General features: G+C 37.5%; 18 protein-coding genes. 11 read left to right on the top strand and 7 right to left on the bottom strand.

What is annotated here, in order from left to right; translation table 11 throughout:
- Nucleotides 1-27: 27 nt before the first annotated feature.
- A complete protein-coding gene (locus ABD009_RS12675) occupies nt 28-2,799 on the bottom strand; it encodes a choice-of-anchor B family protein (protein ID WP_343825966.1) in 2,772 nt (923 codons plus the stop codon).
- 151 nt (nt 2,800-2,950) lie between these two features.
- Between ABD009_RS12675 and ABD009_RS12670 the strand changes: the two genes are divergently transcribed.
- A complete protein-coding gene (locus ABD009_RS12670; protein ID WP_343825963.1) occupies nt 2,951-4,597 on the top strand; it encodes a flagellar assembly protein A in 1,647 nt (548 codons plus the stop codon).
- Nucleotides 4,598-4,606: 9 nt separating this feature from the next.
- Complete coding sequence (locus tag ABD009_RS12665; RefSeq protein ID WP_343825961.1) at nt 4,607-5,584, top strand: diacylglycerol/lipid kinase family protein; 978 nt, start codon at nt 4,607-4,609, stop codon at nt 5,582-5,584.
- 35 nt (nt 5,585-5,619) lie between these two features.
- Here ABD009_RS12665 and ABD009_RS12660 read toward each other — a convergent pair whose 3' ends face one another.
- Both ABD009_RS12660 and ABD009_RS12655 read right to left on the bottom strand, forming a co-directional pair.
- Nucleotides 5,620-6,360 carry a DUF481 domain-containing protein gene (locus ABD009_RS12660; RefSeq protein WP_343825959.1) on the bottom strand — a complete coding sequence of 247 codons (741 nt, stop codon included), beginning with the start codon at nt 6,358-6,360 and terminating at the stop codon, nt 5,620-5,622.
- Between the two features lie 42 nt (nt 6,361-6,402).
- Entirely contained in the window at nt 6,403-7,191 is a 789-nt protein-coding gene (locus ABD009_RS12655; RefSeq protein WP_343825957.1) for a DUF481 domain-containing protein, read from the bottom strand.
- Nucleotides 7,192-7,424: 233 nt separating this feature from the next.
- Here ABD009_RS12655 and ABD009_RS12650 point away from each other — a divergent pair, with 233 nt between their 5' ends.
- Nucleotides 7,425-8,612, top strand: coding sequence for a BaiN/RdsA family NAD(P)/FAD-dependent oxidoreductase (locus tag ABD009_RS12650; protein WP_343825955.1), 1,188 nt, complete (start codon nt 7,425-7,427; stop codon nt 8,610-8,612).
- A 1,005-nt stretch (nt 8,613-9,617) separates the two neighbouring features.
- Here ABD009_RS12650 and ABD009_RS12645 read toward each other — a convergent pair.
- Nucleotides 9,618-10,769, bottom strand: coding sequence for a hypothetical protein (locus ABD009_RS12645; protein ID WP_343825953.1), 1,152 nt, complete (start codon nt 10,767-10,769; stop codon nt 9,618-9,620).
- A 598-nt stretch (nt 10,770-11,367) separates the two neighbouring features.
- On the opposite strand from ABD009_RS12645, the gene ABD009_RS12640 reads away from it, so the two are divergent.
- A complete protein-coding gene (locus ABD009_RS12640) occupies nt 11,368-12,141 on the top strand; it encodes a hypothetical protein (protein WP_343825951.1) in 774 nt (257 codons plus the stop codon).
- Nucleotides 12,142-12,425: 284 nt separating this feature from the next.
- Here the strand turns inward: ABD009_RS12640 and ABD009_RS12635 are convergent, their stop codons facing one another.
- The gene (locus tag ABD009_RS12635) at nt 12,426-13,052 is read right to left on the bottom strand and encodes a hypothetical protein (RefSeq protein WP_343825948.1); all 627 of its coding nucleotides are present in this window, start codon (nt 13,050-13,052) and stop codon (nt 12,426-12,428) included.
- A 32-nt stretch (nt 13,053-13,084) separates the two neighbouring features.
- A complete protein-coding gene (locus ABD009_RS12630) occupies nt 13,085-13,843 on the bottom strand; it encodes a hypothetical protein (protein ID WP_343825946.1) in 759 nt (252 codons plus the stop codon).
- 515 nt (nt 13,844-14,358) lie between these two features.
- On the opposite strand from ABD009_RS12630, the gene ABD009_RS12625 reads away from it, so the two are divergent.
- The 7 genes from ABD009_RS12625 (at nt 14,359) to ABD009_RS12595 (ending at nt 26,240) form a co-directional block, all read left to right on the top strand.
- Nucleotides 14,359-15,582 carry a lanthionine synthetase C family protein gene (locus ABD009_RS12625; RefSeq protein ID WP_343825944.1) on the top strand — a complete coding sequence of 408 codons (1,224 nt, stop codon included), beginning with the start codon at nt 14,359-14,361 and terminating at the stop codon, nt 15,580-15,582.
- On the top strand, nt 15,564-18,743 hold the full coding sequence (locus tag ABD009_RS12620; protein ID WP_343825942.1) for a lantibiotic dehydratase: 3,180 nt from the start codon (nt 15,564-15,566) through the stop codon (nt 18,741-18,743). Before ABD009_RS12625 ends, ABD009_RS12620 begins: the two co-directional genes overlap by 19 nt.
- A 51-nt stretch (nt 18,744-18,794) precedes the next feature.
- Nucleotides 18,795-18,971 carry a hypothetical protein gene (locus tag ABD009_RS12615; protein WP_343825940.1) on the top strand — a complete coding sequence of 59 codons (177 nt, stop codon included), beginning with the start codon at nt 18,795-18,797 and terminating at the stop codon, nt 18,969-18,971.
- A 132-nt stretch (nt 18,972-19,103) separates the two neighbouring features.
- A complete protein-coding gene (locus ABD009_RS12610) occupies nt 19,104-21,284 on the top strand; it encodes a peptidase domain-containing ABC transporter (RefSeq protein ID WP_343825938.1) in 2,181 nt (726 codons plus the stop codon).
- 2 nt (nt 21,285-21,286) lie between these two features.
- On the top strand, nt 21,287-22,519 hold the full coding sequence (locus tag ABD009_RS12605) for an HlyD family secretion protein (protein ID WP_343825936.1): 1,233 nt from the start codon (nt 21,287-21,289) through the stop codon (nt 22,517-22,519).
- A gap of 212 nt (nt 22,520-22,731) precedes the next feature.
- Nucleotides 22,732-24,171 (top strand): YdgA family protein, encoded by a 1,440-nt coding sequence (locus tag ABD009_RS12600; RefSeq protein ID WP_343825934.1) that lies wholly within the window; start codon nt 22,732-22,734, stop codon nt 24,169-24,171.
- A 191-nt stretch (nt 24,172-24,362) separates the two neighbouring features.
- Complete coding sequence (locus tag ABD009_RS12595; protein WP_343825932.1) at nt 24,363-26,240, top strand: cation:proton antiporter; 1,878 nt, start codon at nt 24,363-24,365, stop codon at nt 26,238-26,240.
- A 123-nt stretch (nt 26,241-26,363) separates the two neighbouring features.
- On the opposite strand, the gene ABD009_RS12590 is transcribed toward ABD009_RS12595, so the two are convergent.
- Nucleotides 26,364-26,795, bottom strand: coding sequence for an organic hydroperoxide resistance protein (locus ABD009_RS12590; protein ID WP_155697052.1), 432 nt, complete (start codon nt 26,793-26,795; stop codon nt 26,364-26,366).
- Nucleotides 26,796-26,984: the final 189 nt, after the last annotated feature.

Below are 26,984 nucleotides of genomic sequence, written 5' to 3'. Positions count from 1 at the left end.
CTGATTTACCTCAATGTTATTGATTGCTTAATGTTTAAGCAAATAGTTTCTTGTTCTGCGAGTAAATATCAATAACAGGCTTAAATACAGCCAATTTAGAGACATACTTGAGCCACCGCTTGAGCTTTCGTTTGAGTCATTGCCTAAGTCGTCTTGACCTGCTGGTTCTGCCACGGTTAAAACTACTTGCTGCTGCGTAGACACGCCAAATACGTCTGTGATGGTTAAACTTACATCGTAGGTGCCTGCATTACTTGCTGTGAATACAGCGTCTAAAGTATTTTCATTTGTTAGGGTTTCGCCATTTGCAGCAGACAGCACTTGCCACTCATAGGTAAGTAAGTCTAAAGCTTCATCGGTAATATCAGAAACTACCTGGCTTAAGTCGTAATTGGTGCCAATGGTAAATGTGTCGCTGGCCATTGAAAACGATGGTGCAGTATTAGAGTCATCATCGTATAGGTTTAAAACGGTGGTTGCACTTACAAAAGCATTTGACGGCGTGCTTGAGGTTAACGTCAGTGTGATTTGTTCAAGCGCTTCTTCAAGCGTATCGTTGTTAATCGCAACGGTAATACTTTTAGCTCCTTGCTCGCCATCCGCCCATTGCACAGTGTCACTTGTTATCGTGATGTCATCTCGAGCATTCACAGGCGTACTGCTGTCTACCCCAACAGTTACTGACAAAGCGCCTTCATCAGAAATACTTCTAATTAGATCTATGTTTATTAAAGACTGACCATTTGTGCTGTTAACACCTTCATAAATGGTGAATTCTGGTTTAGAAAAGGACACATTACCATAGTCAATTAAGCCGTTGATCACCGCTTGCGCAGACTTGTATTGCCCTAATGTTGCACCGCCTTGTACGTTAAACAACATGGTACTAAATATTTCAGAAAACTCAGTATCGTCTGTATCTAAAGTCGTTAATACGTCAATTGTTTTAGTTGTGGTATCGCCATCGGCCCAAGTTAATGTTCCCGTTGTTGTAGTAAAGTCGTCGCTGTTCGCTGAAAGTTGCAAAGTTTTAAACTGAACACTCACTTCACCAGTGGAGCCATTTACCCGTTCAACATTAAATGTAACGGTTTCACCTTCGTCGGTAGTGTATGAAGACTGAGTAAACTGTAACTGACCTTCGTCTACCGTGCGGGTCTTGTCTTGTAATACATATAAACCAGAATTGATATCACTCACTAATATAAGGCCACTTGGTAAAAATGGATAAACGCCCCAAGCACCATTAAAGCTCGTATTGTTACTCACAGGAAAGGTATCAAAGTTGCCTATTTCAATAGGGTTCGACGGAGACGTAATATCTAATACCGTGACGCCTTTTTCATAGTTAGACATGTAGTATCTATTACCTCTAACGTAACCATTGTGATCTATGGTTGGCGTGCTGCCAATCCACTTACCACTCAAAACAGGTAGGTTTAAATTGCGTACATCAAAAACATACAAGGTTGTATCAATACCGTTATACAGTTCGTCTTGCTCATCATGTAAAAATACGAATTTTTTGTCTTCACTCCACCATCCAGAATGCACGTACTGTGCACCTTGATAGCTAGCTGAAGCAAGTTCTGTTGTTGCAGCTGGATCTGTTTGATCCCAAAGGCGAAGTTGGTTTTCGTTGAAGTCGATGAACACATCACAGAATGCACCAGAGCGATTACACTGATCTTGAACTCGACTATCGGTCACTACCATGGAAGCGCCGTCATGAGTGTAGTCACTTCGGCTTTTGTCAAAAGGAACATAAGCTGCTGACAGCGACTCTGGGTTGCTTAAGCTATAGCTACGATGTGCGCCACCGTAATTATTTGAGCCCATAACATGCAGTTTAGGAACGTAATTATTTACTGCTACGCCAGTTGAGTAATCAACATTTGATATATAAACATTATGTGCACTGTCGTCCGTGTAATCTTTTTTAACGAGTGAAACTGAGTTTGGTAAGTCGTTTAAATCAATGATTGTGATGCCATCATCCGCACCATCGGTAGAGACATAAGCGTAGGCAAACCAACGTTTAGCCGTGTCATCATAGTACTGATAAACTTTTATATCGCGCCACGATGCATTTAAGCCACGAACCGTGCCTACTTCAACTGGATTAGACGGATTTGATAAATTAAAAACAGCGGTGCCGTTTCTAATGCCCATTAAGGCGTATTCAGTATTCGTATTTAAATCTACGTGACCCCAAACGTCGTTACCAGAAGGTGGTTTTGAACTCATGTTTTCAAGTGGAACGTGTGAAACTAAGTCCATATTGTTGCAGGCATAACTGCCCGCCATACCGTCCATACATTGAACATTTTTTTGTTGTTGGCTAAGGGCTTTTACGGCAGAAATTTTCTCTTTTAGTTCTGCTTGCTGCTCTGCAGACATCGCTTTTAAATCGGATTGTGGTTTAAAACCTTTACTCACCAAAGTTTGGTGATACTCAGCGGGGATGCCGTGAATTAATGTTGGATTGTTTTTAGCGCTTTGCACTTTAAATTTGTCCTGCTGAGAAAAGCCGCCTTTAACTTTAATCAATGAGCCGGTTAAATAAAAAATATCGGAAACGTCTTCAATAAAGTACTCCCCGGAAGACACATAAACAATATCGCCCTTGTTAGATTGAGCTGCTGCAAACCCAATTGTCTTGCATGGTGTGTCTGCTTTATCGCATCGCCCTTGGTCTACGCCATTATTTGCAACATATCGAGGCTTGTCATGTTCTGCATGAGAAAACACAACAAAGCTAATGAAAATGAGTATTGTGGCCGATATAAATTTCAACATTGTAAAAGCTCCTTGTTTCAATACCTTATTATGGACTGCAAATGTTCAAATAATCCACAAAATTAGTATAAAAGATAATGCATTTCGGCACGAAACTTGGGTACAATCAAATTCGGCAACAAAATGTATTTCAGCAGTAATAGGAAGTATTGTGAGTAACTTTAAATTTTCGCAGGAAGGCAAAGACACGTTTATCTCTCTCCATTGTGACAGAGAGACTAAGGCTGTCCGCGAAAAAGACGTAATGGACGCTTTTTCAGAGTCGGCTGTTTATGATGCTTACTTGTTGACTGAAGAAGTTATTAATTTTACCGAGCTTGCTAACGAAAAAATTGAAAATATAGAGAAAGGCGAATACGAGACGGCAGACATTGGCCATCAAATTGCCGAAATTAGGGACGCAGAGCTGTTAGTGACGATTAGTCCTGACAAAATGACTGCAAAACTGAAAATTGTCAGTGCTTATGGCGGCGAAATGCCTTCATTAGACGATGTAAAAGATACCTGCAAAGCCCAAGGCGTTCGATTTGGGCTCAAACGTTCAAAAATTGAGAAGCTATTAGAAAAGGGATTTGATGCCGCGCCGGGTGAAATCTTTGAGGGTGACATTGCTTTTGGTCTTGATCCTAAACATGGAAAAAATGCGAGATTTAAACCTCTTATTGAGTTGTTTTCTGACAAGCTGAGAAAACCAGCAGAAAAAGAAGGCGGAAAAGTCGACCTTAGAGATTTGGGCGATATTGAAACGGTAAAACCCGGTCAAAAAATTTATCAAAAGATCCCACCAACGGACGGCAAGCCTGGTCGTAATGTTTTAGGTGATGATTTGCCTCCTACCCCAGGAAAAGATGCAGACTTAGAATTATCACAAGGCACTATTGTTGATGATTCAGATCCAAATGTTTTAGTGGCGAGTCGCGAAGGGTTAGCGCGAGTCATAGACGACCGTATGGAAGTGGATAATGTATATACCGTCAGCGAGCTTACGCCTAAGCAAGGCCATATTAAATTTAATGGTACTGTGATCATTAGCGGAGATGTATCACCCGACATGCGAGTGGTAGCAACGGGTGACGTAGTGGTTGGAGGTTTTGTCGAGTCAGCCTCAATACGTTGCCAAGGTGAAATTACGGTTATCGCCGGAGCGTCTGGAAAACTACTAGAGCCTGAAGTAGAAGGCCGTCAATACAATTGTCTTTTAGAGGCAGGAAACCGAGTAAACATAGCGTTTGCTAATCAAATTGATATTCGCTCAAAGCGAGATGTATTTGTGCATAAACAACTATCGCACTGTAACTTAATTGCAGCGTCGCTAAGAGTTGGCCAAGGCATTAAAGCTAACGGTAAGTTAATTGGCGGTAACATTGAAGTGAGCAAAGGTATTGAAGTTGGTCATATGGGCGCTCCAGCGGGTGCCGATACAAAAATTTCAATGAATCGTACTTTTAAGGTATTTAAGCAAAAAGAAAATCAAATTTGGGAAAAGCTCCAACCTATTATGGAAGAGCAAGAAACGCTTAAAGACAAACTAAAGATGCTGATGTCTGAAGAGCAAAAGCATGATCTCAAACGCAAAATTGCCAAAACATCAAAACTAGCGGACAAGCTCAGTTACCAACGAAAAAGAATTATTCAGCGTCGTCGAGATTACATGGATGTGATTGAAATTCATGTAAACCATACCTTATACGCCGGAACGGTTGTTGAATTTGGCGGTAAAAACAAAGTGAATGACCGTCAGCGCGGCCCATCAATTATTCGTCTTAATGAGCAACAAATTGAAATTGAACCTAAATAACGCCTCTAAATGCCAGTAGTACAAATGCCTGAAGCACAAAATATAGAGTCTGAAGCTCACACAACAATTCACTATTTAGTGGTATTTAATCCGGTTCAAAGTGCTAAAAGACAAAAGCTATTGGCTCTGTTAATTAGCGAACTTAAACATCGATCGCTTAATTACACCTTATACCCTACAGAAGCTAATTTAACGGCTAATCAGTACTACTTTAAAGCGCACTTGAAAGAGTATACCGACGTGGTGATATTAGGCGGTGATGGCACATTCAATGTGGTGGTCAATTGTATAGTTGACGCCCACTTGCACCAAAATATAAGTCATAAAGTAAATGTTGGGTTGTTACCAGCCGGCACAGGCAATGATTTTTCCAAGCAATGGTTTAATAAAGCTAAGCAGAAAGGTCATTCACAACAAGACCTAATTAATATTGTATTGGGTAATCAAGTGCAAACACTGTATTTAGGTGAATGTCACTACGATAATAAAGTTCGGTATTTTAATAACGTTTTAGGCGTAGGTTTTGATGCTGTGATTGCGAAACAACTTGCCCATCAAAAGTCTTTGTTTAGGTCACTAAGTTATTTAGTAGCGGCTCTGCGACACATTCCTTTTTACCAAGAACCCAAGTGTGAACTTGTGTTTAAAGGAAAAACCACAAAATATCGAAATCTCATAACGGCTTTTGCCAACAGCCAGTACTTTGGTGGTGGGTTGCCAATTGCACCTAATCAAGATGGTCGAACTGAGTCTTTAACGGTTATTCGAGCGCCAAAGTTGTCGGTTATTCCTAAAGTGATGTTGTTGCTTAAATTAACAAAAGGTAGGCATTTATCTTCTAAAGGTGTTTTTCATGACAAGATGCAAAAAGAAGATGAAGCAGAAATTACCACGGCTGGTCTAGAGATAGAGGCCGACGGAGAGTATATTGGTGAAACACCATGTAAGGTAAAAGTTTCATCTCATACGATTAACTTAAAAGTATGAGATGAAATGTATATACAGCTTCTAATTAATCAATATTAGAAGTTAACAACCAATGTTACCGCTGTTTCTGTATCTGTTTTGTCTAAGCCAGGCGCTACGTCTGAGTTAGTGATTGTTTTGTAGCTTACTTTCATTTTCATCATGTCAGTCAACGTTGTTTTTAACGCTGTTTCAGTGATAGTACGAGTATTAAAGTCTGCATACTCTAAGCTAACGTTTTGAACAAATGTAGCTGACTTAGAAACTTTCCACTGGAATGCACCAGATGCACGACCAACAAAACCGTCTTCAGTTTCGCCTTCTTGAGTTTCAGCTGATGTGTAACCAGGACCTACGTTAACATCTAAGTACATGTTGTCTTTTTGTAAAGCGCGGAAGCTATAACCAGCAGCAACCGTAGAGTATTTTTCGTAAGCGCCAAACTCATCGTTTGTATAGCTACCAAAAACGAATAGTGCTGACTTAGGACCAATTTTATAGTCGCCTTGTGCAGAAAGAGTGTAACGGTCGTCCGTTGTTTCTGTCACTGTGTTACCAGCTGCATTTTCAGTTTCGTTTTCTTTTTTCAGAATGTCGAAAGTGAATGTATTTTTCCACTCATCAAGATTTTGAACAACAGTAACGTTACCAAAATAAGAAGAAGACTCTGTGTTACCAGTCGTGATTAAAACACCCGCTTCTGCAGAAACTTCAAGAGGCTTAACTTCATCTTCTGCAAATGCTGAAGGCGCTAAGATTGCAGCTGTAAGCATGCTAAGAGGTAATAACTTTTTCATTTTGAATCCTTTTTGTAATCTTTTAGTCCAATGAGACCAAGTTTAAATATTTACTACTAATGTTAATGAGGTTTCAGTAGAAAGCTTAGGTTGCTCACCTTCTACTTCTGTATTGTGTGTTGCTTTAAAACCGACTTTCATTTGCATAGAACTAGTCAGTCTCGTATTTAAAGATGTTTCAGAAATGGTACGGGTGTTAAATCCTGCTGTTTCTACCGAGACATTCTGAACAAACCGAGCGTAGTCAGTAAAGTCCCACTTAAACGCTGCGGAGCCACGAAGTATAAAACCTTGTTCACTTTCGCCTTCAAAGGTAAGCCCTTTGGCATAACCAGGACCAAGGTTTAAATCAAGCACCATATCATCGTCATTTACGGCTCTAAAACTGTAACCGGCTACAATGGTAGCGTATTCTACATAAGCCCCAAATCGGTCGTCGGTGTAACTGTAAAAACCAAATACAGCATCGGTTTCCGTTAGCTCGTAATCGGCTTGGATATTAAAAATATACTGTTCGGCGCTGGTCTTAAAAATTTCTTTTTGTTGCTCTTCATCATAAACGTCATCTTTTTTATAAAGGGCGTTAAATGAATACTTCATTCGCCAATTTTGCCATTCGTGATTAGCGTTAGCTTTAGCTAAAAAAGATGTTGATTGAGTGCTGCCAGAAGTAATAAGAACGCCAAGTTCCGCAGACATATCCCATGTTTTATCTCTAAACATAGGTTCTAGTTCAAAGTCATCGTCATCACGTAATAAGGTTTTTGCGTTCGTAAATGTGGGTAAGCACACGCAAATAACTAAAATAACACTGAAAAATGACCGAAACATGACTCACCAAAAAAAAGACCTAATAACGGCGGCGATTATAATGGAGTTAGGCTAAATACTCTACAGTTTGAGTGACTTAGTTGTTTACTTTTTATTCTTTTATTTAAGAAGTTGTGATTAGTTAGGGAATCAAGGAAAATGCGCGCTGTTTTGATAACGGTGACCTTTTGGATTTGTACTAGTTTAGTAAGTACAATTGGCGCATTAAATAGAGTTTGGCATAGTTGGTAATAATGAATAAAGATTTTGATGTGATCGTAATAGGTGCAGGTGCTGCAGGTTTGATGTGTGCAGCGCAAGCGGGTTACCGTGGCCGTAAGGTTTTGGTGCTTGATCATGCCAAGCAAGCGGGCAAAAAAATCTTAATATCGGGCGGTGGCCGATGTAATTTTACCAATATGGACGTTGAGCCAAATAACTACCTTTGTAGTAACCCTCATTTCGTAAAATCGGCGTTATCTCGTTATACCCAGTGGGATTTTTTAGGGCTCATTGCCAAATACAATGTGGCATACCACGAACGCGATTTTGGTCAGCTATTTTGTGATGACAGCGCCAAAGAAATTGTTCGTATATTAATGTCAGAATGCCAAGACGCCAACGCCACCGTTAGACTCCGTACCGATATCAAAAGCGTAGAAAAAGTAGATTCAGGGTTTGTCGTTGAAACACCTTCGGTTAAATACCAAGTGGAAAGTGTGGTTGTTGCCACGGGCGGTTTATCCATGCCTAAGTTAGGTGCAACGCCCTTTGGTTATCAAGTTGCTGAGCAGTTTGGCCTTCCCGTTTTACCAACAAAAGCCGGCTTAGTTCCGGTGACGTTACATCAGTCAGATAAAGACGCTTTGTCAGAGCTTTCTGGCGTAAGTTTACCAGTGCGAATCGAGTCTAAAGATCAAACCTCCTTTGCGGCAGACATGTTATTTACTCACCGTGGTTTATCTGGACCGGTTGTTTTACAAATTTCTAACTACTGGTTACCGGGCGAAGCGTTAAGCATAGATTTATTGCCAAGCATGGACGTTGAACAAAGCCTAACGGAACAAAAACAAAAGTCGCCAAATCAAAGTCTTAAAAACACCTTAGCGCAATGGCTGCCTAAACGTTTTGTTGAAGTATTATTAGCCGAGCAAAAGCTTGCCGACAAGCCTCTAAAGCAACTGCAACACAAAGAGTTTGATGCCGTGGTACAAACCTTAAGTGCTTGGCAAATAAAACCAAACGGCACGGAAGGTTACCGAACCGCAGAAGTTACCTTAGGCGGCGTAGACACCAATGCGATATCGTCTAAATCAATGATGTGCAAAACCGTTCAAGGACTCTACTTTGTTGGTGAAGTTGTGGACGTAAGTGGTTGGTTAGGCGGCTATAATTTTCAATGGGCTTGGGCAAGTGGCTGGGCTGCTGGGCAAGAGTGCTAATATAGGCTCGGATTATAGATTGAGACAATTGAAATTAGTTTGAGACATTTGAAATCCACTCTTTAATTATCTGCTAAATTTTCTGGGAAGAGATTTGGCAATACATTTTAAATGAGCGAATAATTTAGTCTTGAAGCTACTGCTCAACCGATTGAATTATAAAGGAAGTATTGGTAATTAAACTTATTCCATTAAGTTTAATCAATCCTTTATAGAGTCACCAACACCTGTTTCCTTAGCTTTCTTAGATCAGAAAGTTGGGGGTAAAAATGGTTAACCAAATTCATAGCAATGCTTCCAAAAACAAAACGATTTTTAAGTAAGCTGATTAAATCGAGTAAAGTTAAAGCACAAAACCCAGACAAGTATAAATAGCCAAAGCGAGGATTCAAAATGCTGTATTGTGACCTATCGATACAAGTAAAAGACAATGAAACCATACGTGATGTTGTTGAGCTTGTTCAGCGTAATGAACAACTGAATGCCTGATATTTAGCACTTAGATTTAGATAACTGACGTAGAAATAGTGGGGGTTGAAGCTGACTATTTATTAGCCCTAAAATGAGATGGTAGTAAAATAAAAAAGGAGGATATATGTTAACCAAACTTTTGACTGTCCTCTTTCTGCGGTGGCAATGAATTAAGTTTATTGTCGAATATTTAAGATGAGGCATTAAAGAGCATACAGTTACGTTAATTCGTTGGCGGGTCAAGCTCGCTATGCTTAAAAGCTAAACTGAGGCAGTACAAGTTATTTATTCCGCGAAATCGAAGGCAAAGTCCAGCAAACAGTAGGCAAAGCCTGCTGGTATCGCGAACCGCAGACTTGTATTGTGATTCTTAACTACAGACTTCAAGGTTGTTATTTAAAGACAACCCAACCATTAAATGAATAAGTCTTAACTTGAACTACCAAATTTGATTTCTAGAACTGGATCAAATCTGACAGAAAGCCATCAAAGTTGGTTCCTGCCAGATCGAGTTTGATTGACTACAATTTATGGTTACATGGCGTCAATGGTGCAAATTGACACATCGTCTTTAGTCACCCATTGGTATTCATTGATCGATAAGTACTCCAACTGAAAGGTGTAATCATCGGTAAATTTTTTGTAAGGGAACTTACCAAAAAACATACCATTGCCTCCAGAGTATCTACTACCAACAAATTTTTTGGCCCAAAACACTTTTAGATTGGTGCCGTTAGCCATTTCAACATTGCCGCGTTTGTTGTCGTCGTAACTACAAACCTCATCCCCAATTCCGTAATTCCGCGTAAGCCTCTTTGACCAAGCGGCTTTGTGGGCTTTCATATGCTCACTATATTCAGCATATTTAGCTCGATTGGCTTCGCTTTTTCGTCTCGCAGCTTTTTGTTTAGCTTCTTTTTTACGTCTCTCAGCTTTTTGTTTGGCTATGACATCGTCCGCATTCACTTTCCACCGCCTTACTTTTTCATTGACCCAGGCATCCAGCTGTATTTCCTTGCCAAAATACAAGGCGAGATTTCTGGGTAGATCACCCAGGTTCGATTTTTCCCAACCAAACCCCAGCCAAATGGCCTCAACCAACTCCTGGTTTTGAACACAAAAATAGGAATTTTGTGGATAGTCCGGTTCTATAAAAAACCTGTTATGTGCACTTGTGAATGCTTCATTCCATATTCCAACTGAATAGCGTGCAACACTTTGAATCTGTCCTCCACTGACGTAATCACTGCGACTGCGGTTGGCAAATACATCTAGTGTTTCTGACGACAAACCGAGCTTTTCAAATGAAATACTGCCGTTAACCCCTAAGTCATATAACTCTAACGGGTTTGGCGTAGGCCCATTCACCACGACCGTTCCGTTGCAAGATTGTTTGAAAACACCAACGAGTTTCGAGTCGTCAGCATAAACAGGTCTAGGATGTTCCACATCGCTCACAACAAACCAATCAAAAGTGCCGTATTTGTTGTTTGAAGTTAAGATAGTCGCGTTTTTAGATTTAGCAAGGCTTTGGAAAACGCCTTTGAAGTTCGAAGATGCAACGGGAGCAGAGCCAATGACGGATGTACCTAATTCCAGCTCTGGCGTTACATCTGGTGTTGACTTACACCCTGAAATAATGACAGCACTTATAAGTGCCGTAGATAGTGATCCCAAACTTTTCATAACTCTCCTTTTATTTTTACTGTACAAACGATGAATAGATATTTATTGCTTTTCATTCAGAATTTGACGAGGAATAATAAATAAAATGATATAGATATCAAGTGGTAACAATGGAATCTATGGGTTTTGTCGGATTTTCATACGAGCTTCAGTTTGTATAATCGCAGACTCGGTTTCAGGCGTTATAACTATAAGGAGCATCAGAACAAACTTTAACTAAAAAGAATATATCGTTGATATTACTAACAGTTATTTCTATTTTTGGGGCTTTTTACAATCAAAGCTAAAGTGCTTTTAATGGATATGGTGTAGAAAAAGTCAGGCTACCGGAGTCCCTCGTTCGCTCATAGCTGCCTGTCAGATGAAACTCAAACTTACTCATCGAAGCTGAAAGATCAGATATGAGCTACTTCACATTACATAATGTTAAAGTTTTAGTCGAAGAGTTTCTTCAATCGATAAGTTATCGTCTTTTCTATTCAATAACATCAATACGTAACCTATATTGTCTTGCTAAATAAACAAGTCGATAAATAAGTAAAAATATTTTATTCTAATTATTAGAAAGCTAGATATAACAAAGGGACTGGCTCGAAAAATGGATATTTTCAAACAAAACTTTCGTTTTAAAACTACCTCTACGGTTTTTCTAGCCGCAGTATTTACTACAACTATTGTTGGTTCTGTATACCTATATTTTTTTCATGACTTTTCAATTGGAAATACAAATGACTTTGCTGCTTTTGGTGACTATTTTGGGGGTACGTTAAATCCAATATTGACCTTAATTACAATTTGGTTCTTAGTTCACTCAACAAACTTGCAAAGAGATGAACTAACGGCTGTCATCAAAGAGGCTGAAGAAAACAATAACATTCAGAAGATGATCGCTAAACAAAATTTAGATGCGATGACTTTACCTGATATTCGATTAACACTAGATCACAATTTAACTGAGGTCGGAGAGTTAATTAATAGGAAATGTTTAGCAGGAGTAAATGAAAACTATTATTCGATTTATCAAGTTTGCATAATCAAAGAAGCTCAGGTAGCTGCTCGCAAGTTTGCAGAAGAATTAAGGTCTTATGGTATTAAAGAGCTACCTCCTGCCACTAAGCAAGCTTGTGCTAACTTTGATGGTATTTCTTCGAGATTAAGAGTCTTGTATTTGGCACTTAGAGAGTATCAAGTTAGAGGTGGAGCACTATCTTATCAAAAGTACGTTATTGATATTGCTATTGCCGCTAACAAAGCATTAATTGAAAGTCAGTTTGATATTTTAAACACAGGTAAACAATTACAACAGTTTAAAAACCTAAGGTCGACAATAGAAAAACAAATACTTGAGCTTGAAATTGAACCATTATATTGACTGCCTAAGATTGAACTCCAAATTATAGACTTACCATTATTAAAATAATGGATCTGTCGTGGTCAACTGTTTCTGGTCACGGTTTTATAATATGAGCCGTGGTTCAAAAGCCACATCATTCAAAAGCCTGTTCAACTACCAGATTGAAACAATTGAATAGAACTTATGACGGCTAAAACATTGATAGATGATCGTTACGCCAATTAAAAAGACGTAACGACTGCAATTAGCTAAACCATTATTATCAAGAGCAACTCTCAGAATCAGCCAAGGTGCACTTAAATCTAGTTGTTTATTTGAGCTACTTTAAAGACATCTGCCCAATAAGATGACTTATAGGCACTTGATGGATGGTTAATCCCAAGAACTTGCAACTTTACATCCTTAAACGGGTAAGTATAGAAAAAGTCACTAAACTCTTTATTAGGTACATATTTCCCAAACCCAAAGTCTTCGGGTATTGCATCCCAAGCCTTACTGCCCCAACTTATGATTACGTCAGGCTTTAGCTCGCTAAGAACTTCCAAAAACGCATCTCGATCCTTTTCTTTTGAGTAGTCATAATGTTGCGTTAGTCTAGGCTCTGAACCCGCTGGGATTTGTAAGTAATTGTAGAATGCAACTGAGTTCCATAATTCCTCTTGAGCACTATTTTCATGTACCGTTCCTTGAACAAAGCTGTTCATAAACTTAGTAAAAGTAGACTTCCAATTACCTTTGATTTCTTCATTTAAATAATCGTTTATAACAGCTGTTGTAAAGTCGCTTGATGGCTGATCATTTATTAGCTCTGGCACTTCTAATTCATCTGTATAGTGCGAATCACCGAGAATTAAAATCTTTTTTCTAAAAATTGAATTAACTTGTCCATACTGTTTTCCTACCCAAGGTTTAAAAAATACGCTATTCATAGGTTGTCCTTTTTATTTATAAAATTTAAGTTTTAGAGTGGTTGCTTTTCTGAAAGTATAAAAAGCATATGAAATTCTGTTTTATCTATGTCGTCACTAAACATTTTTTCACTTAAGTTTGTGTGGATGACTAATTCGCTTGAGAATGTTTCAAACACTTCACTGTCCATAACAGCGTTCGTAATAGCTTGGTAGTCTTCTAACGTGTAATTAGCCAATTCTTTTCTTATACATCCAAAGATGCCAGTTAGATTTAGACCAAGTTTATCCGCTTTCTCTTTAACAACTTCTAACCTTTCCTTTGACACTGAAGCTAATTCTTGTGTCGAATTAGCTGATATTAAATCGCTCCAATAATGTTGACCTTTATCTAAAAATGCTAAGAAATCACAAATATCAACGGTCATTACAGAAAAGCCATTTTCTAGTTCAGACAAAGCACCTAAAATACTATGAAGATGCTCGTGGTTTTGAATTTCAAAAATCGAATTCTCACCGAATTTTTTAGATAGGATAGAGTAGGTGTGCGCAATACCGGCATTGTGGGCACTGCCGTTAACCAAAAAAACAATTGGGCTAAAAGCTTCTGGGATCTCTTTTATCCAGTTAACCAAACCGTCACTCACAGCTTGGTCAACATCAACTACTAGAAAGTTGTAAGTGTCTTCGCTTTCTTTAATAGGAGCTTTGTAAAAGCGGTTGTCATCTCGCCTTAAAAATCTATCTAATACGCTATTTGCGTTATCACCGTAAATATAAAAAACCTTATTTACTTCACCCGAGTTGGCCATAGAACTTCCCTAATTCTCAATAAATTAATTCAACAATGAATCGATGTATTTATTACTAATAAAACCATAGGGGTTGAAATCCCGAACTAGGGTCAATTCACGTAAAAATATTTTTATACTTAAATCGGTTTTGATAAAACGTATACTTTACAGTTGATTACACTGGAATGTAAGCCCGTTCTGAAGTGGTTTAGTGATTTTGGCGAAGTAAAGTAAGAGAATTAGAAATTCCATTACCTGTTCAAAATACAAACAATTTCTAAGTTTGTAATCCGAGCATACAATTTTGTCTGTAACTTTAAGTTCACTAGATAATATTACTAGTGATAGTCGGTTATTTAGTTATTTTAGTTATTGTTAAAAAGTTAATAATTTAATAATAGTTAAAAATATTGCGCCTTTAAATTTGTTTTTTTTGATTGACATAGTATAAAAAGCGAGCTAATGTCAATTCGTTCCCTAAGGATTATCTGGAACTTTGTTTTTATAAAGCAATGTAAATAAAGGATTTATTTTTGAACGCTCAAAGTCCCTCAAAACTTCGACCTAAAACATTAGAAACAAAAAAGTTTAGCTCTTTGTTAGAAGAGATGTTGTTTGATGTTGTTGGTGAATTGAAAAATATTTCTTCTGAAAATGAAAAATTGTCATTAGTGGGTGGCCACCTAAGTAGTATCTTATTCTTTTTTAACTTTAATCGTTTTTACCCTGATTACGATTTGGAGCGTTTAATCGAAGAGCAGATAACAAGGGCTTTTGAAAAAGCGAGTAATGCGGAGCTAAACAGTTCGTTGGCAGACGGAATTAGTGGTTTAGGGTGGTTACTAGATCATATAGGTTTAAATAAGTTAGAAGACAATAATGAAGATATTGATGAGTGTTTATTGGCTTTGCTTTCCCAGTCCAAGTGGAAAGGTGATTATGACTTATTATATGGACTTGTTGGTATCGGTGTTTACGCTGTGCAGCGCGTTCACACTACCAATGGTAGAAAAATATGTGAAATGGTCTTCAACTTACTCAAAGGGTTAGCTGTAATAACGGAAGATTTTGCTTATTGGGAGACCAGTAGAGAATCTATATTCTTTAGAACCGATATTAGCGCTCCTCAAGTTGATCTAGGTCTAGCTCACGGTGTTTCTGGAGTATTAGGTTTATTAATAAAGTTACACAAAAACAATATATTTCCAGCGCAGTGCAAGTCTCTCATTAACAAAGTATCCAACTACATCCAACTTCAAATCCGAGACTCAGTCATTGGTTCCTCTTTACCCTCTCATAGTAGCGATGAACGAAATAGTCTACTTGGCTGGTGTTATGGAGATTTAAGTACCTCCTTACTTCTTATTAAAGCAGGCAATGAAATCCAGAATAGAGAACTTTTTCAAATAGGCGAAACCCTAGCTTTAAAAACGCTAAATCGAAACAAAATTACTGAAAATTTGGAAGAAACTTCTTTGTGCCATGGTTACTCGGGAATAGCTTTGATTTATAAGCGGCTCTATCAAGAAACAAGTCGCGTTGAGTTTTTGGAGTCTTCTCACTACTGGATGGATGAACTACTTCAACGTTATGAAATTAAAAAAAATTTAGTTGAACTTATGCCTCAGCATAAAGTTACTTCTGAGCATTTTAACGGGGCTGGACTGCTTATTGGTTATGCAGGCATTGGTTTGGCCATCTTATCTTTTATTCATCCAGCAGCATATGGTTGGGATGAATGCATTCTATTATCCTAGTGAAAAAAATGAATCTACTAAATAATATGTCGAAATTCACAAATGCGGACTTTTTTATCTTTCGTTTTCCAAAGAGCAGTGTTAGTAATTTGTATAAATGGCAAGGCGATAAAGTTACCTTAAGGGCTACGTTGAAAATGTGGTTGTGTGAACCTGAAGTGAAGGAAGCACTTTTTATAGCGTCACCGTCTTTAGTGAATCGATTAGATTGTTGGCTTAGTGACCCTGAGAGTAAAAAAGGGAAAAAAATTGAACAGTCACTAACGAAGTATTTTATCAGGATGCATAGCAGGTGTACTCCATTTGGTACATTTTCAGGAGTAGCAACAGGTGAAGTTACTAATAGAAATAGCTTAGCATTAAAAGAATTGTCGTATAGACGGAAAAGTCGTCTGGATATGTTAATTCCTTTTCAGTTGAAGAAAAAAGTCTGGCGCGATAAGCAAAACTTTTTAAAAATGGATTTGACAGCAAACTCTACTATCTATCAGCTAGACGATAAGCTGAGATATATTGAGAGTCAAAGTCGAGCAACAGCGCAACTTTATAGTTTAGCTTCAATCAATAATAATGAATATATCGAATATGTTCTTGAGTTATGCAGTAATGAAGCTCAAGTCTGTAAAATTATAGAAAAACTCAAAGAATTTGATCCTGAGTTAATAGAGCCTGAGATAGAACAGTTTTTATGGGAACTGGTAGAGGAGGATGTATTAGAGATTTCTATGCCGCTTGCTCTTACCGATGCAGGTAATATCGACGGTGTAATAGATTATTGTCAAAAACATGGGTTAGTAAAAGAGACCGCTATTTTAAAGCAGTGCGAACGTTACATCGGTGAGCTAGATAAACACCTAGGTCAAGATAAAGTTATTTATGAGCAAATAAGTAAGTTACTAACCGAACTCCCAATAGATATAAACGAAAATACAAGTATTCAAACTGATTTGTGGTACGAGACAACAGGTGTACAGATATCGCAAACGGCAATATCTAAGCTACTTAATGATGTCAGTGATTTAGCCAAACTTAGTCTTGTCAAAAATCAAATGTTAAATGACTTTAAAGAAAAGTTTGTTGCAAGGTATGAATGTCATGCAATACCGCTGCTAGAGGCTTTAGATGATGAAAGTGGTATTGGGTTTGCGAGGAGTTCGAGTATAAATAGTCCTATTTTACATGGGATCGCATTTAATCACTCTTCCATTGACAATCAGTATACGAATTCAAAATTCGATGATTTTCTTTCGGAAAAAATTTACCAATCATCGAGTTTAGAGGAGATCTCAATTACTAGATCCGATGTAAAAGCTTTAGCTATTGATAAAGAGCAACAAATACCACCTTCTTTTTATCTCAGTGGTTCACTTCTTTACGATAATATAAATAAAGCAGAAGGAGGTAACTTTTCATTTGAACTAAAAGGCTTAGGAGGCCCATCTGCCGCGAATGTTCTTGGGCGCTTTTGCCATTTAGATAATAACCTTTTAGCAAAAACAAGAGCTGAACTATCATTTGAGCAAAGTATGTTTCCATCTGCGATACTTGCTGAAATTGTTCATTTTCCAGAAGGAAAAATCGGCAATGTCATCGCTAGACCAAAATTGAGAGACTTTGAAATTCCATTCCTCGCTGATTCAAGTGTGTCAGATGACAATCAAATCCCTCTAAAAGATTTACATGTGTTTGTACAAAATGACAGGGTTGTATTGTGGTCTACAAAACATAACAAGGAAGTAATTCCAAGACTTTCTTGTGCACATAATACTAGAGACAACTCATTAGGTATTTATACTTTTCTTGCATCTTTACAAAGTCAAAATGGTGAGCTTCCTCATTTTAAGCTGCCTTATTCAGCTCAAAATTTATCCTATATCCCTAGGATTAGGTTGGGTAACTTAATTTTATCCCCTAGAACTTGGCACATTCCGATTGAAGAACTAAAAGCATTAGTTAGCGAGTTCTCGATTGAGAAGTCACATGCATTTCAAAAAAGATTGAGTTTACCGAAGTTTATTATATTTAAAGATTATGATCAGAAGCTGTTAATTGACTTAGATAATATTTTATCAGTCTCGGCACTTCTCAGCTCAGTCAATAGAGAAGCAAAGAACGCCGGATCTAAGATTTCTCTTGAAGAAAACTTACAGAACGAAAGTCAGGCTGTGCTAACTCGGGATAGTGAAGCATTCGTCAATGAAATAATTTTACCAATGCGTAACCCAGCGTATCAGCATACAACCGTTCATTACCCTAGCATTACTTTGACGAACGATTATCAAGCAAAGTTTATGAATGGTGATCAATGGCTTTGTTGTAAAATCTATTGTGGACAACTAATCGCTGAAGAAATTTTAGTAAATAACTTAAGTCCTTGGATTAATAAAAAGTTTGAGAGTGGGCAGCTTGAAAACTTCTTTTTCCTCCGTTTTGCTGACCCTGAACGTCATATACGATTAAGACTTAATGTAAAACATGTTGACTTAACTTCGTCTCTTCTTGAAGAGTTAAACCATATTTTAAAAAAGCTATTCAAAGAAAAGAAAATAAGTGATGTTAATTGGATCTCATACACAAGAGAGACTGAACGATATGGTGGTAGAGAAAGCATGGTCTTGGCCGAGCGAATTTTTACTGCCGATAGCTTAGCTGTTTTATCGATACTCGAAAAAGGCTTACCGGATGACTTGATGTGGAAAGTCTCAATTTTAGGCTGTAATGAAATCCTAGAAGATTTTAACCTATCGATTGAATCCATATTAATGATTCTTGGAAACCTACGTTCAGCGTATGGTGAAGAGTTTAACGAAGACACTAATACCAGGCTATCGCTGGGTAAAAAGTATAGAGATGAAAAGGAATCCTTGTACCAACTTTTAGAAGGAGAGACTAATGATGAATTACATCAAGATATTATAGATGTATTTGCTGCTAGATCTAAAGTTGTGTCACATACGATTCACGAAATTACGCTGTTAAACCAAAGAAATTCTATGACTTGCTCTGTTGAAAGGGTTGTTGCTAGCTTTTTGCATATGCATACCAACCGATTGCTCAAAGGTAATGGTCGACAGCAAGAGTTATGTATTTACGATTTTTTGCTTAAATATTATAAATATAAAAAATTACAAAATAGGGAAGTAGTTATAAACAACGGCTAGTCGGCGTCTTGTTTATACCTTTAATAAGTCGACACATTTTAAGGAATAAAAATGAAAAACAAACTTAAATTAAATAAAAAGTCTTTAATGAGCTTATCAAATGATAAAACTAAGCTGTCTAAAGAACAACAGCAGCAAGTAGCTGGAGGAAAAGACCGTACTTCTGAGTATACTATTTATAACAATAAATCTTCTTGGATGTGTTGTTTTGGGACAAAACCAGTATAGTTAGTAATAGGCAAAAGCTATTTCATTTTTAATGAAATAGCTTTTTTTTAATTTAGAAGTACAAAGTATTGTGTAAACTTTTTCCAAGCTGGGTTGGTTTTACGGATTTTAATTGCGTTTTTTGAGGTAGTAGTGAGAAATTTTCCTTTGATTCAACAGCTTGATATTATGGATTGCGGTCCCACTTGCCTGCAAATGATCTGTAAGTTTTATGGCAAAAACATTTCCATAACACGTTTGAGGGAATTGTGTAGTAAAGGCCAGCAGGGGGTTACTCTGTATGCTATTTGCAAGTCATCACAAGAGCTTAACTTTTTGGCGCAGCCATTAATGCTTACTCTAGATATGCTAATCGACGAAGCCCCACTACCGTGTATTGTACATTGGAAAGGAGGGCATTTTGTTGTCATTTATAAAACCAATAAAAAACACATATATATTGCAGACCCTAAGGGGCAAAAGCTTAGGTTGAGTCACAGTGAGTTCTTAAATTTTTGGAATAATGGCGAGAGAAGTGGCGTAGCTTTATTATTAGAACCGACACCAGAGTTTCACAAAAATAAGGAAGATGCAGCTTCAAATTACGAAGGTATTAAACACCTTTTTTCACATTTAATGAAATTTAAAAGCTACATGGTACAACTATTTTTCGCCGCTACATTAGGCATGCTATTAAATCTAGTTTTTCCTTTTTTAACTCAGGCGCTTGTTGATCATGGTATAGGGAATCAAGATCTAAGTTTTTTATCTATTATTCTCATTGCTCAGTTAGTTTTATTTTTTAGCCGCACTGCAAATGAGTTTCTCAAAGGTTGGGTTTTAGTACATTTAGGTGCTCGAATAAATATATCCGTTTTATCCGAATATTTATTAAAATTGATTCAATTACCAATTTCATTTTTCGAAAATAGAAATACGGGTGACATTTTACAAAGGGTAAATGATCATAAAAAAATAGAGGACTTTTTGACAGAGCACTCTTTAAGTGTATTTTTCTCATTATTAAATCTTATTGCATTTGGTTCTATTATGGCCTTTTACAGCCTACAAATATTTATGATTTTTGTAATCGGCAGCATCTGTTCAATTATTTGGATTACTCTATTCTTAAACAAGCGGAAAGTCTTAGATCACAAAAAGTTTTCACAAATGAGCAAGAACCAAAATGCCCTACTTCAATTGGTTAGTGGTATGCCAGAGATAAAATTAAATACATGCGAAACTAGCCAAATCTGGAACTGGCAAAGAATTCAATCGAAGTTATTTAAATATAATTTAAAGTCTTTAGCGGTAGAGCAGTATCAGCAAGCTGGTAGTTTATTCTTCAATGAAGGTAAAAATATAATCATTACGTTTTTAGCTGCTTACCAAGTTATTCAAGGAAGTTTGACGCTTGGTATGATGATGGCAATAACCTATATGTTAGGGCAACTAAATGCTCCAATCGAACAATTATTAAATTTTATACGTATGATTCAAGACGCTAAAATTAGTATTGAACGGTTAACTGAAGTACAAAAGCTACCAAACGAAAAAGCCGAGGCTGGTGTTGAGCTATCAACCAATATACCTCTTGGTGACATTTCTATACAAAACTTGTCATTTAAATACTCAATACATGATGAAGCAAATACGTTGTGCTCTGTAAATATAACTCTTCCTAGAAATAAAACTACTGCGGTCGTGGGAGCTAGTGGAAGTGGAAAATCGACATTGTTAAAAATATTATTAAAGTTTTTTTTGGTAAAAGAGGGACGAATATTAATTGGAAATACAGATATAAATTCAATCTGCCCAGACTCTTGGAGAAGTCAGTGTGGCGTAGTGATGCAAGATGGTTTTATTTTTAATGATACCATCATACAAAACATAGCATTGAGTGACGAAAAACCTGATTACCAGAAAGCTATAAGATCGGCTAAAACCGCAAATATACATAAAGAAATAGAACGTTTACCTAAGGGCTACTATACAAAATTAGGTGATGAAGGGATTTCGTTAAGTGGCGGTCAAAAGCAGCGAATATTGATTGCAAGGGCTGTTTATAAAAGCCCTGATTTCATATTTTTTGACGAAGCAACTTCAGCTCTTGATGCAAACAATGAGAGAATAATTCAAGATAACCTTAAACAATTTTTCAGTGGCCGGACTGTTGTTATTATTGCGCACAGGTTAAGTACTGTAAAAAATGCAGACCAAATTGTTGTTTTAGACAAAGGAGAAATCGTAGAAGTAGGGAATCATGAGACATTGTCGAATAATAAAGGTTACTACTATAACTTGGTTAAAAATCAATTGGAGCTTGGAGAGTAACAATGACGTCTAAGTTTAACTATGAAGATCATATAGTATCCGAAATAGTTGGAAGACAGCCATCTTGGATAATTAGAGCGGGTATAGGTCTGCTTCTTTTTGTATTTTTAACATTACTGTCTTTATCTGCTTTTATTGAATACCCTGATACAGTTAGTAGCAAAATCACCATTGTTTCAGATGCCTCACCTGTCAAGCTCGAAGCAACGCGCAGTGCACGTATTAAGGGGTTAGAAGTAAAAGCTGGTGAAAGGGTAGAGAAAAGTCAAAACCTAATCATCTTAGACAGTAATACAGACTATGAAATAATAAAGAAACTGAAGAATGATTTACAAACGTTAGATATAGCTGAACTCAAGTTAGAAGCTCTTAATTTAGGTGGACTACAAGAGTCTTATAATCAACTACAAAGACGGGTTTTTGACTTTCAAACATATGTAAACCGTGAAAGCTCTTCCTTTATAGGTGAAAAAAGCAATAACTTAATTGATGCGCAGGTTACGTCCCACACCGAGTATCAAAAAACGCTAGATAGAATGATTGAAGAGCATATATTCCAAGTGTCTAAATTCAATTTATTAATAGAACGTGAAAGTGTTCCTGCAGATGTTCGACTCCCAATTAAGCAAGGTATGTTAGAGCTTCAGTCAAGTATTGAAAAAGTAACTATCGCAAGTAAAGAAAGCTATATTTTACAAAAAGAATTAAGCCAAAAGCTCAGAGATAAGGAAAGGCAACAACAAGATAAGAGTGCATTTTTAACTAACGAAATAGAAATATTGCGGATGTCTTTATTGAGCCTCATCAGCGAGTGGGAAAGTTCAAATATAATAAAGACGCCTGTAACAGGTATAGTTTCCTTTTCCCAAACTCTAAGCACGAATCAGTATCTAGAAAAAGGCGAAGAAGTATTTTCTATATCCCCTTTGAAGCATACTTTAGTAGGAAAAATCCAAAAATTAGATAGAGGTCTAGGTAAGGTCGAAAAAGGGCAAAAAGTTTATATTGAACTAGACTATTTTCCTGCAAATGAGTTTGGTCAGCTAATTGGGTATGTTAGCAGTATTTCAATGGATCCAGATAATGATGAATATCTAGTTAAAATACTTCTTCCTCAACAGTTAAAAACCACATACGGTAAATTAATCAAACCCGCTAAATTTTATAGTGGCAATGCGAAAATAATATTAAAAGAAAAAAGCTTACTAGGCCGTCTATTTAATATCCTTGATTAGGTTTAAATAAGGCTAAGCAAAGTACTAGTAACTCTTAGATTTGAAATACTCAAGAGCTAGTACATTTGAGTATTTTAGGATTTTTTGTTGATGACTAACCGATCTTATACTCTGCTTATGTGACGCTGACAGCAAAAAATAATTCCCCATTTTGATGTTTTTATTGGCATAATCGGGACTCTTAAATAATAACAACTTCACAAGGAAGTATTATGAGCAACCTTAAAAAAGGTTTGTCTGTTGTTGCAGTAGCCGTGATTGGTGCTGCAGTAATTGGCCCAAAAGTTGTTGGTTCTCAGCTTGAGTCAACATTAAAAGCACAAGTTGAAAAGCTTAACGAAACCGCTGGCTATAACGCAGAACTTACGGATTTTGAATCATCGTGGTTTTCTACTTCAGCTAAAGTGAGCTTAACGTTAGATTTAGAAACGTCGTCGGTTAATACAGCCGCTGATGATCAAGATGCGTTAGAGTCAATTCATACCGTTATCGATTTAAGTGCTCAACACGGCCCACTTTTATTTAACGACATTGCTACTTTAGGTTGGTTGTCATTAACGGCAAGCGTAGACGGTAAGTCTATTTCTGATCATGTTGTTACTGAAAACAATCAAGCCTTTTATACCTTACAAAACCACATGACATTGTTTGGTTCTCACGCATTTCAAGACAATATAGCGCCGCTTGTTTTTGATTGTACTGACTGTGAGCAACCAATAAAAATTACCTATGATGGTTACCAAGGCACGGGTGAAGTGTCTAGTAACAATATGGTTTATAAAGGAATGGGCGGAAATACCTTATTCAATATGACCAATGGTGAGCTTAAACTTGGCGAACTTAAAATGGACTTTGCGGGTGAAGTTCCTTTAGAGCAACTATTTTCAATGGGTTTGTATAACTCAAATGCAAAAATTGTTTTAAATAGCGTTAACTTTACGAAAGTTGGCGAGACTGACAGTGTTGAGTTTAAAGGCATTGGCATTAGCACAGATACTAAACTAGACAGTGAAAAAGAACTGGCAACTATGCTTGTAGGTTACGAACTAGAGTCGTTCACTGACGGCGAAGTCGAAGGTAAAGACTTTGATATTGAATTTGAATTTACCAATATCGACAATAACTTTTTAAATGAATATGAAAAGTTCTTAAATCAGCTTGCTGAAGCAGATGCAGAGCTATCTGAAGTCGACCGCATACAAAGTGAGTTTATGAACACGCACGTTTTAGCTTTGGTTAAAGCGAACCCTCACATGAACTTAACTAAGTTTAACGGTACGCTAACGCAAGGTAGTTTCACGGGTAACTTAAACTCAGAATTAGTAAATATTGAAGCTATGCCTGAAATGATTGCAGATCCTAAATTTTGGTTAACGCATACTGAGGCAGATGGTAAATTTTTGGTAGACAAGCCATTGGCGAGTTACTTTGCAGAAATGATGATTGCGTCGCAAATACGTAAAAACCCACAAGCTCAAGGTATGCCAGAAGAGCAAATTCAAGAGATTGCGACGGCTCAGTCAGGTACGTTATTAAATACTCTTATTCAACAAGGCATGATTGTAGAACTTGAAAGTCAGTTCGAATCAAAAATTAGCCTGAAAGACTTGCAACTTTTAGTTAATGATCAGCAAATTCCTTTGCCTTATTAATCTAAAATAGTGTGTTTAAAGCAAAAGCCTAACTAATTACGTTAGGCTTTTTTGTATCTGCTAGCCAGCCGTTATCTTTTTGATCCTAATTGAATGAAACTTCGTTAGTTTTTACCTATTCTTTTATTATTGCTCTACAATCAACAGTTCGTTATTGTCGAGGGTAACAATCCTCATGGACCGGAATTAATATGTCAGATTTAACTCTAGCGCTGGCGCTAGTTGGAATAATTTCAATTGCTTGTCAGTTTACAGCTCACAAAGTAAAACTCCCTGCTATTTTGTTTTTGCTGGTGGCGGGAATATTTGTAGGCCCAGTTACGGGTGTCATTAATGCAGACGACTTATTTGGCGATTTACTATTTCCAGTGGTGTCGCTCTCGGTTGCTATTATTCTATTTGAAGGTGCTTTAACGCTTAAAATAGCTGATATTGGCGGTCATGGCGCCATGGTGAGAAATCTCTGTAGCGTAGGTGTATTAGTCACCTGGCTTGTTGTAACGCCATTAGCTTATATTGGTTTAGATATATCACTAGGCTTAGCAGCGCTTTTTGCTGCGATTGTTACTGTAACTGGCCCTACAGTTATCGTGCCTATGTTAAGAACGGTCAGACCAAAAGGTAACGTAGCAAATATTCTTCGCTGGGAAGGCATTGTTATCGATCCTATTGGCGCTTTATTTGCGGTACTAGTGTTTGAATTCTTAATGACACAACAAGACGCTTTTACCCATACACTTTGGGCTTTTGGTCAAACGGTCTTGTCGGGTTTGGGCTTTGGTGCAGCGGTTGGTTATTTCTTAGGTCGCGCAATACGTGGCAATTGGTTCCCTCATTATTTACAAAATACAGCGGTATTAACCATTGTATTGGGTGTATTTGCGTTATCAAACGCGGCGGCACATGAATCTGGATTGCTTACGGTTACCGTGGCAGGCATGATTTTAGCCAACATGAAAAACGTAAACGTAGACGATATTTTAGAATTCAAAGAAACGCTAAGCGTATTACTGATTTCTGGACTGTTTATATTACTGGCAAGTCGAATTGATTTTGCGGAAATTCAAGCCGTAGGTTTTGGTGCGATTGTGGTTATTGTCGGCATTATATTTATCGCTCGACCGTTAGGTGTTTTCCTTTCTTCTTTTGGCACCGGTTTATCATTCAAAGAACTTGCGTTACTGAGCTGGATTGCACCGCGAGGCATTGTTGCTGCTGCGGTTTCAGCGTTGTTTTCACTAAAGCTAGAAGAGCAAGGTTATGAACAAGCGAGTGTGTTAGTACCTGTGGTATTTTTGGTGATTATCACCACCGTTGTGTTGCAAAGCTTAACGTCGACTAAAGTAGCCGAATATCTAGATCTTAGAGAGCCGGAGCCAAATGGCTTCTTATTATTTGGTGCAAGTGATTTCACAAGAGCACTGGCTAAAGAATTAAACAATAACAACATTTCATCGACCATTGCGGATCCTAACTGGGACGCAATTAAAAAAGCTCGAATGGAGAGTGTGCGAACTTATTTTGGCAATCCAATTTCAGATCATGCATCACGTCGTTTAGATTTAACGGGTATTGGTAACTTGTTAGTTCTTTCGCCTTACCGACAGTTAAACCCTATGGTAATGACACACTTTGAGCATGAGTTTGGACATGAAGCAACGATATTAGGTTTGGCCACAAGTGATAACGCCAGCATGGAAAGTCATCAAATATCACAAGGTTTTGCGAAGAAGTTAACGCTGTTTGGTGAGAGCGTAACTTATGGTTATTTAGCTAGCGCAATGAAAAAAGGTGCAGTCATCAAAACCACTAATATTAGTGAAGACTTTACCTTCCAAGACTATCTCAATAAATATGACCGAGAGCTAATTCCGTTGATAAGTATTAGTGGCAAAAAAGTCGGTGTATTTAAGTCTGACAAAAAGACAGAGCCAAAAGCTGGTTGGAAAATTGTTAGTTTGATTCTCAATCCAGCAAAAGTGGCATCAGAGAAAAAGCTAGAAGCAGCAAAGGCTGCGGGTAGCATTAAAGATGGTGCGTTGCCGTCGGATCCTGAACCAGAAAAATAGGCTCTAGCGAGATATTTAGACAATAAAAAAACGCCCTTTTAATAAGGGCGTTTTACTTTCTCAAAATTCAAAATTCAAAATTCAAAATTCAAAATTCAAAATTCAAATCAGGCAGGCTGATTATTATAAAACGTTAATCGTTACGTTAACATTGCCGCGGGTTGCATTTGAATATGGGCAAACCTGGTGCGCTTTTTCTACTAACGCTTTGGCGTCATCTTTGTCCATGTCACCAAGAGACACATTCAACTCAGCTTCAATACCAAAACCATGTTCAATTGGTCCTATAGAAACACTGGCATTAATAAAAGTATCTTCAGGTAGCGATTGTTTGTCGCCAGCTGCTACGGCTTTTAGAGCGCCAATAAAGCAAGCTGAATAACCTGCCGCGAAAAGCTGCTCTGGATTCGTACCATCGCCGTCATTTCCGCCTAAGGCTCTTGGGGCGCTTAACGACACATCCAATTTTCCATCATCTGACTTTGCAGTGCCACCATCGCGTCCGCCAGTAGTGTGAGTGTGGGCTGTGTATAATACTTTTTGTAAGTCGCTCATAAAATCTCCTTGATTACTTAATACCTTACTGTAGCAACTTACGGTGATTTTGCGTGATTGGATCTAAAATTATTAATCTTAATGAGAATTGTTATCATTTGCATTTACAAGAGGGTTAAACTTGTTTATGCTTTTGCACCTTCTCGGATAAGCCGAAGCTTTTGGCATTTAATTAACTAATTTAAAAGG

This window comes from Psychrosphaera haliotis, assembly GCF_039523615.1.
In the GTDB taxonomy this organism is placed as follows: Bacteria; Pseudomonadota; Gammaproteobacteria; order Enterobacterales; family Alteromonadaceae; genus Psychrosphaera; species Psychrosphaera haliotis.
The sequence above is the reverse complement of the archived record's forward strand: the minus strand, read 5'-3'. Positions and strand labels throughout refer to the sequence as shown.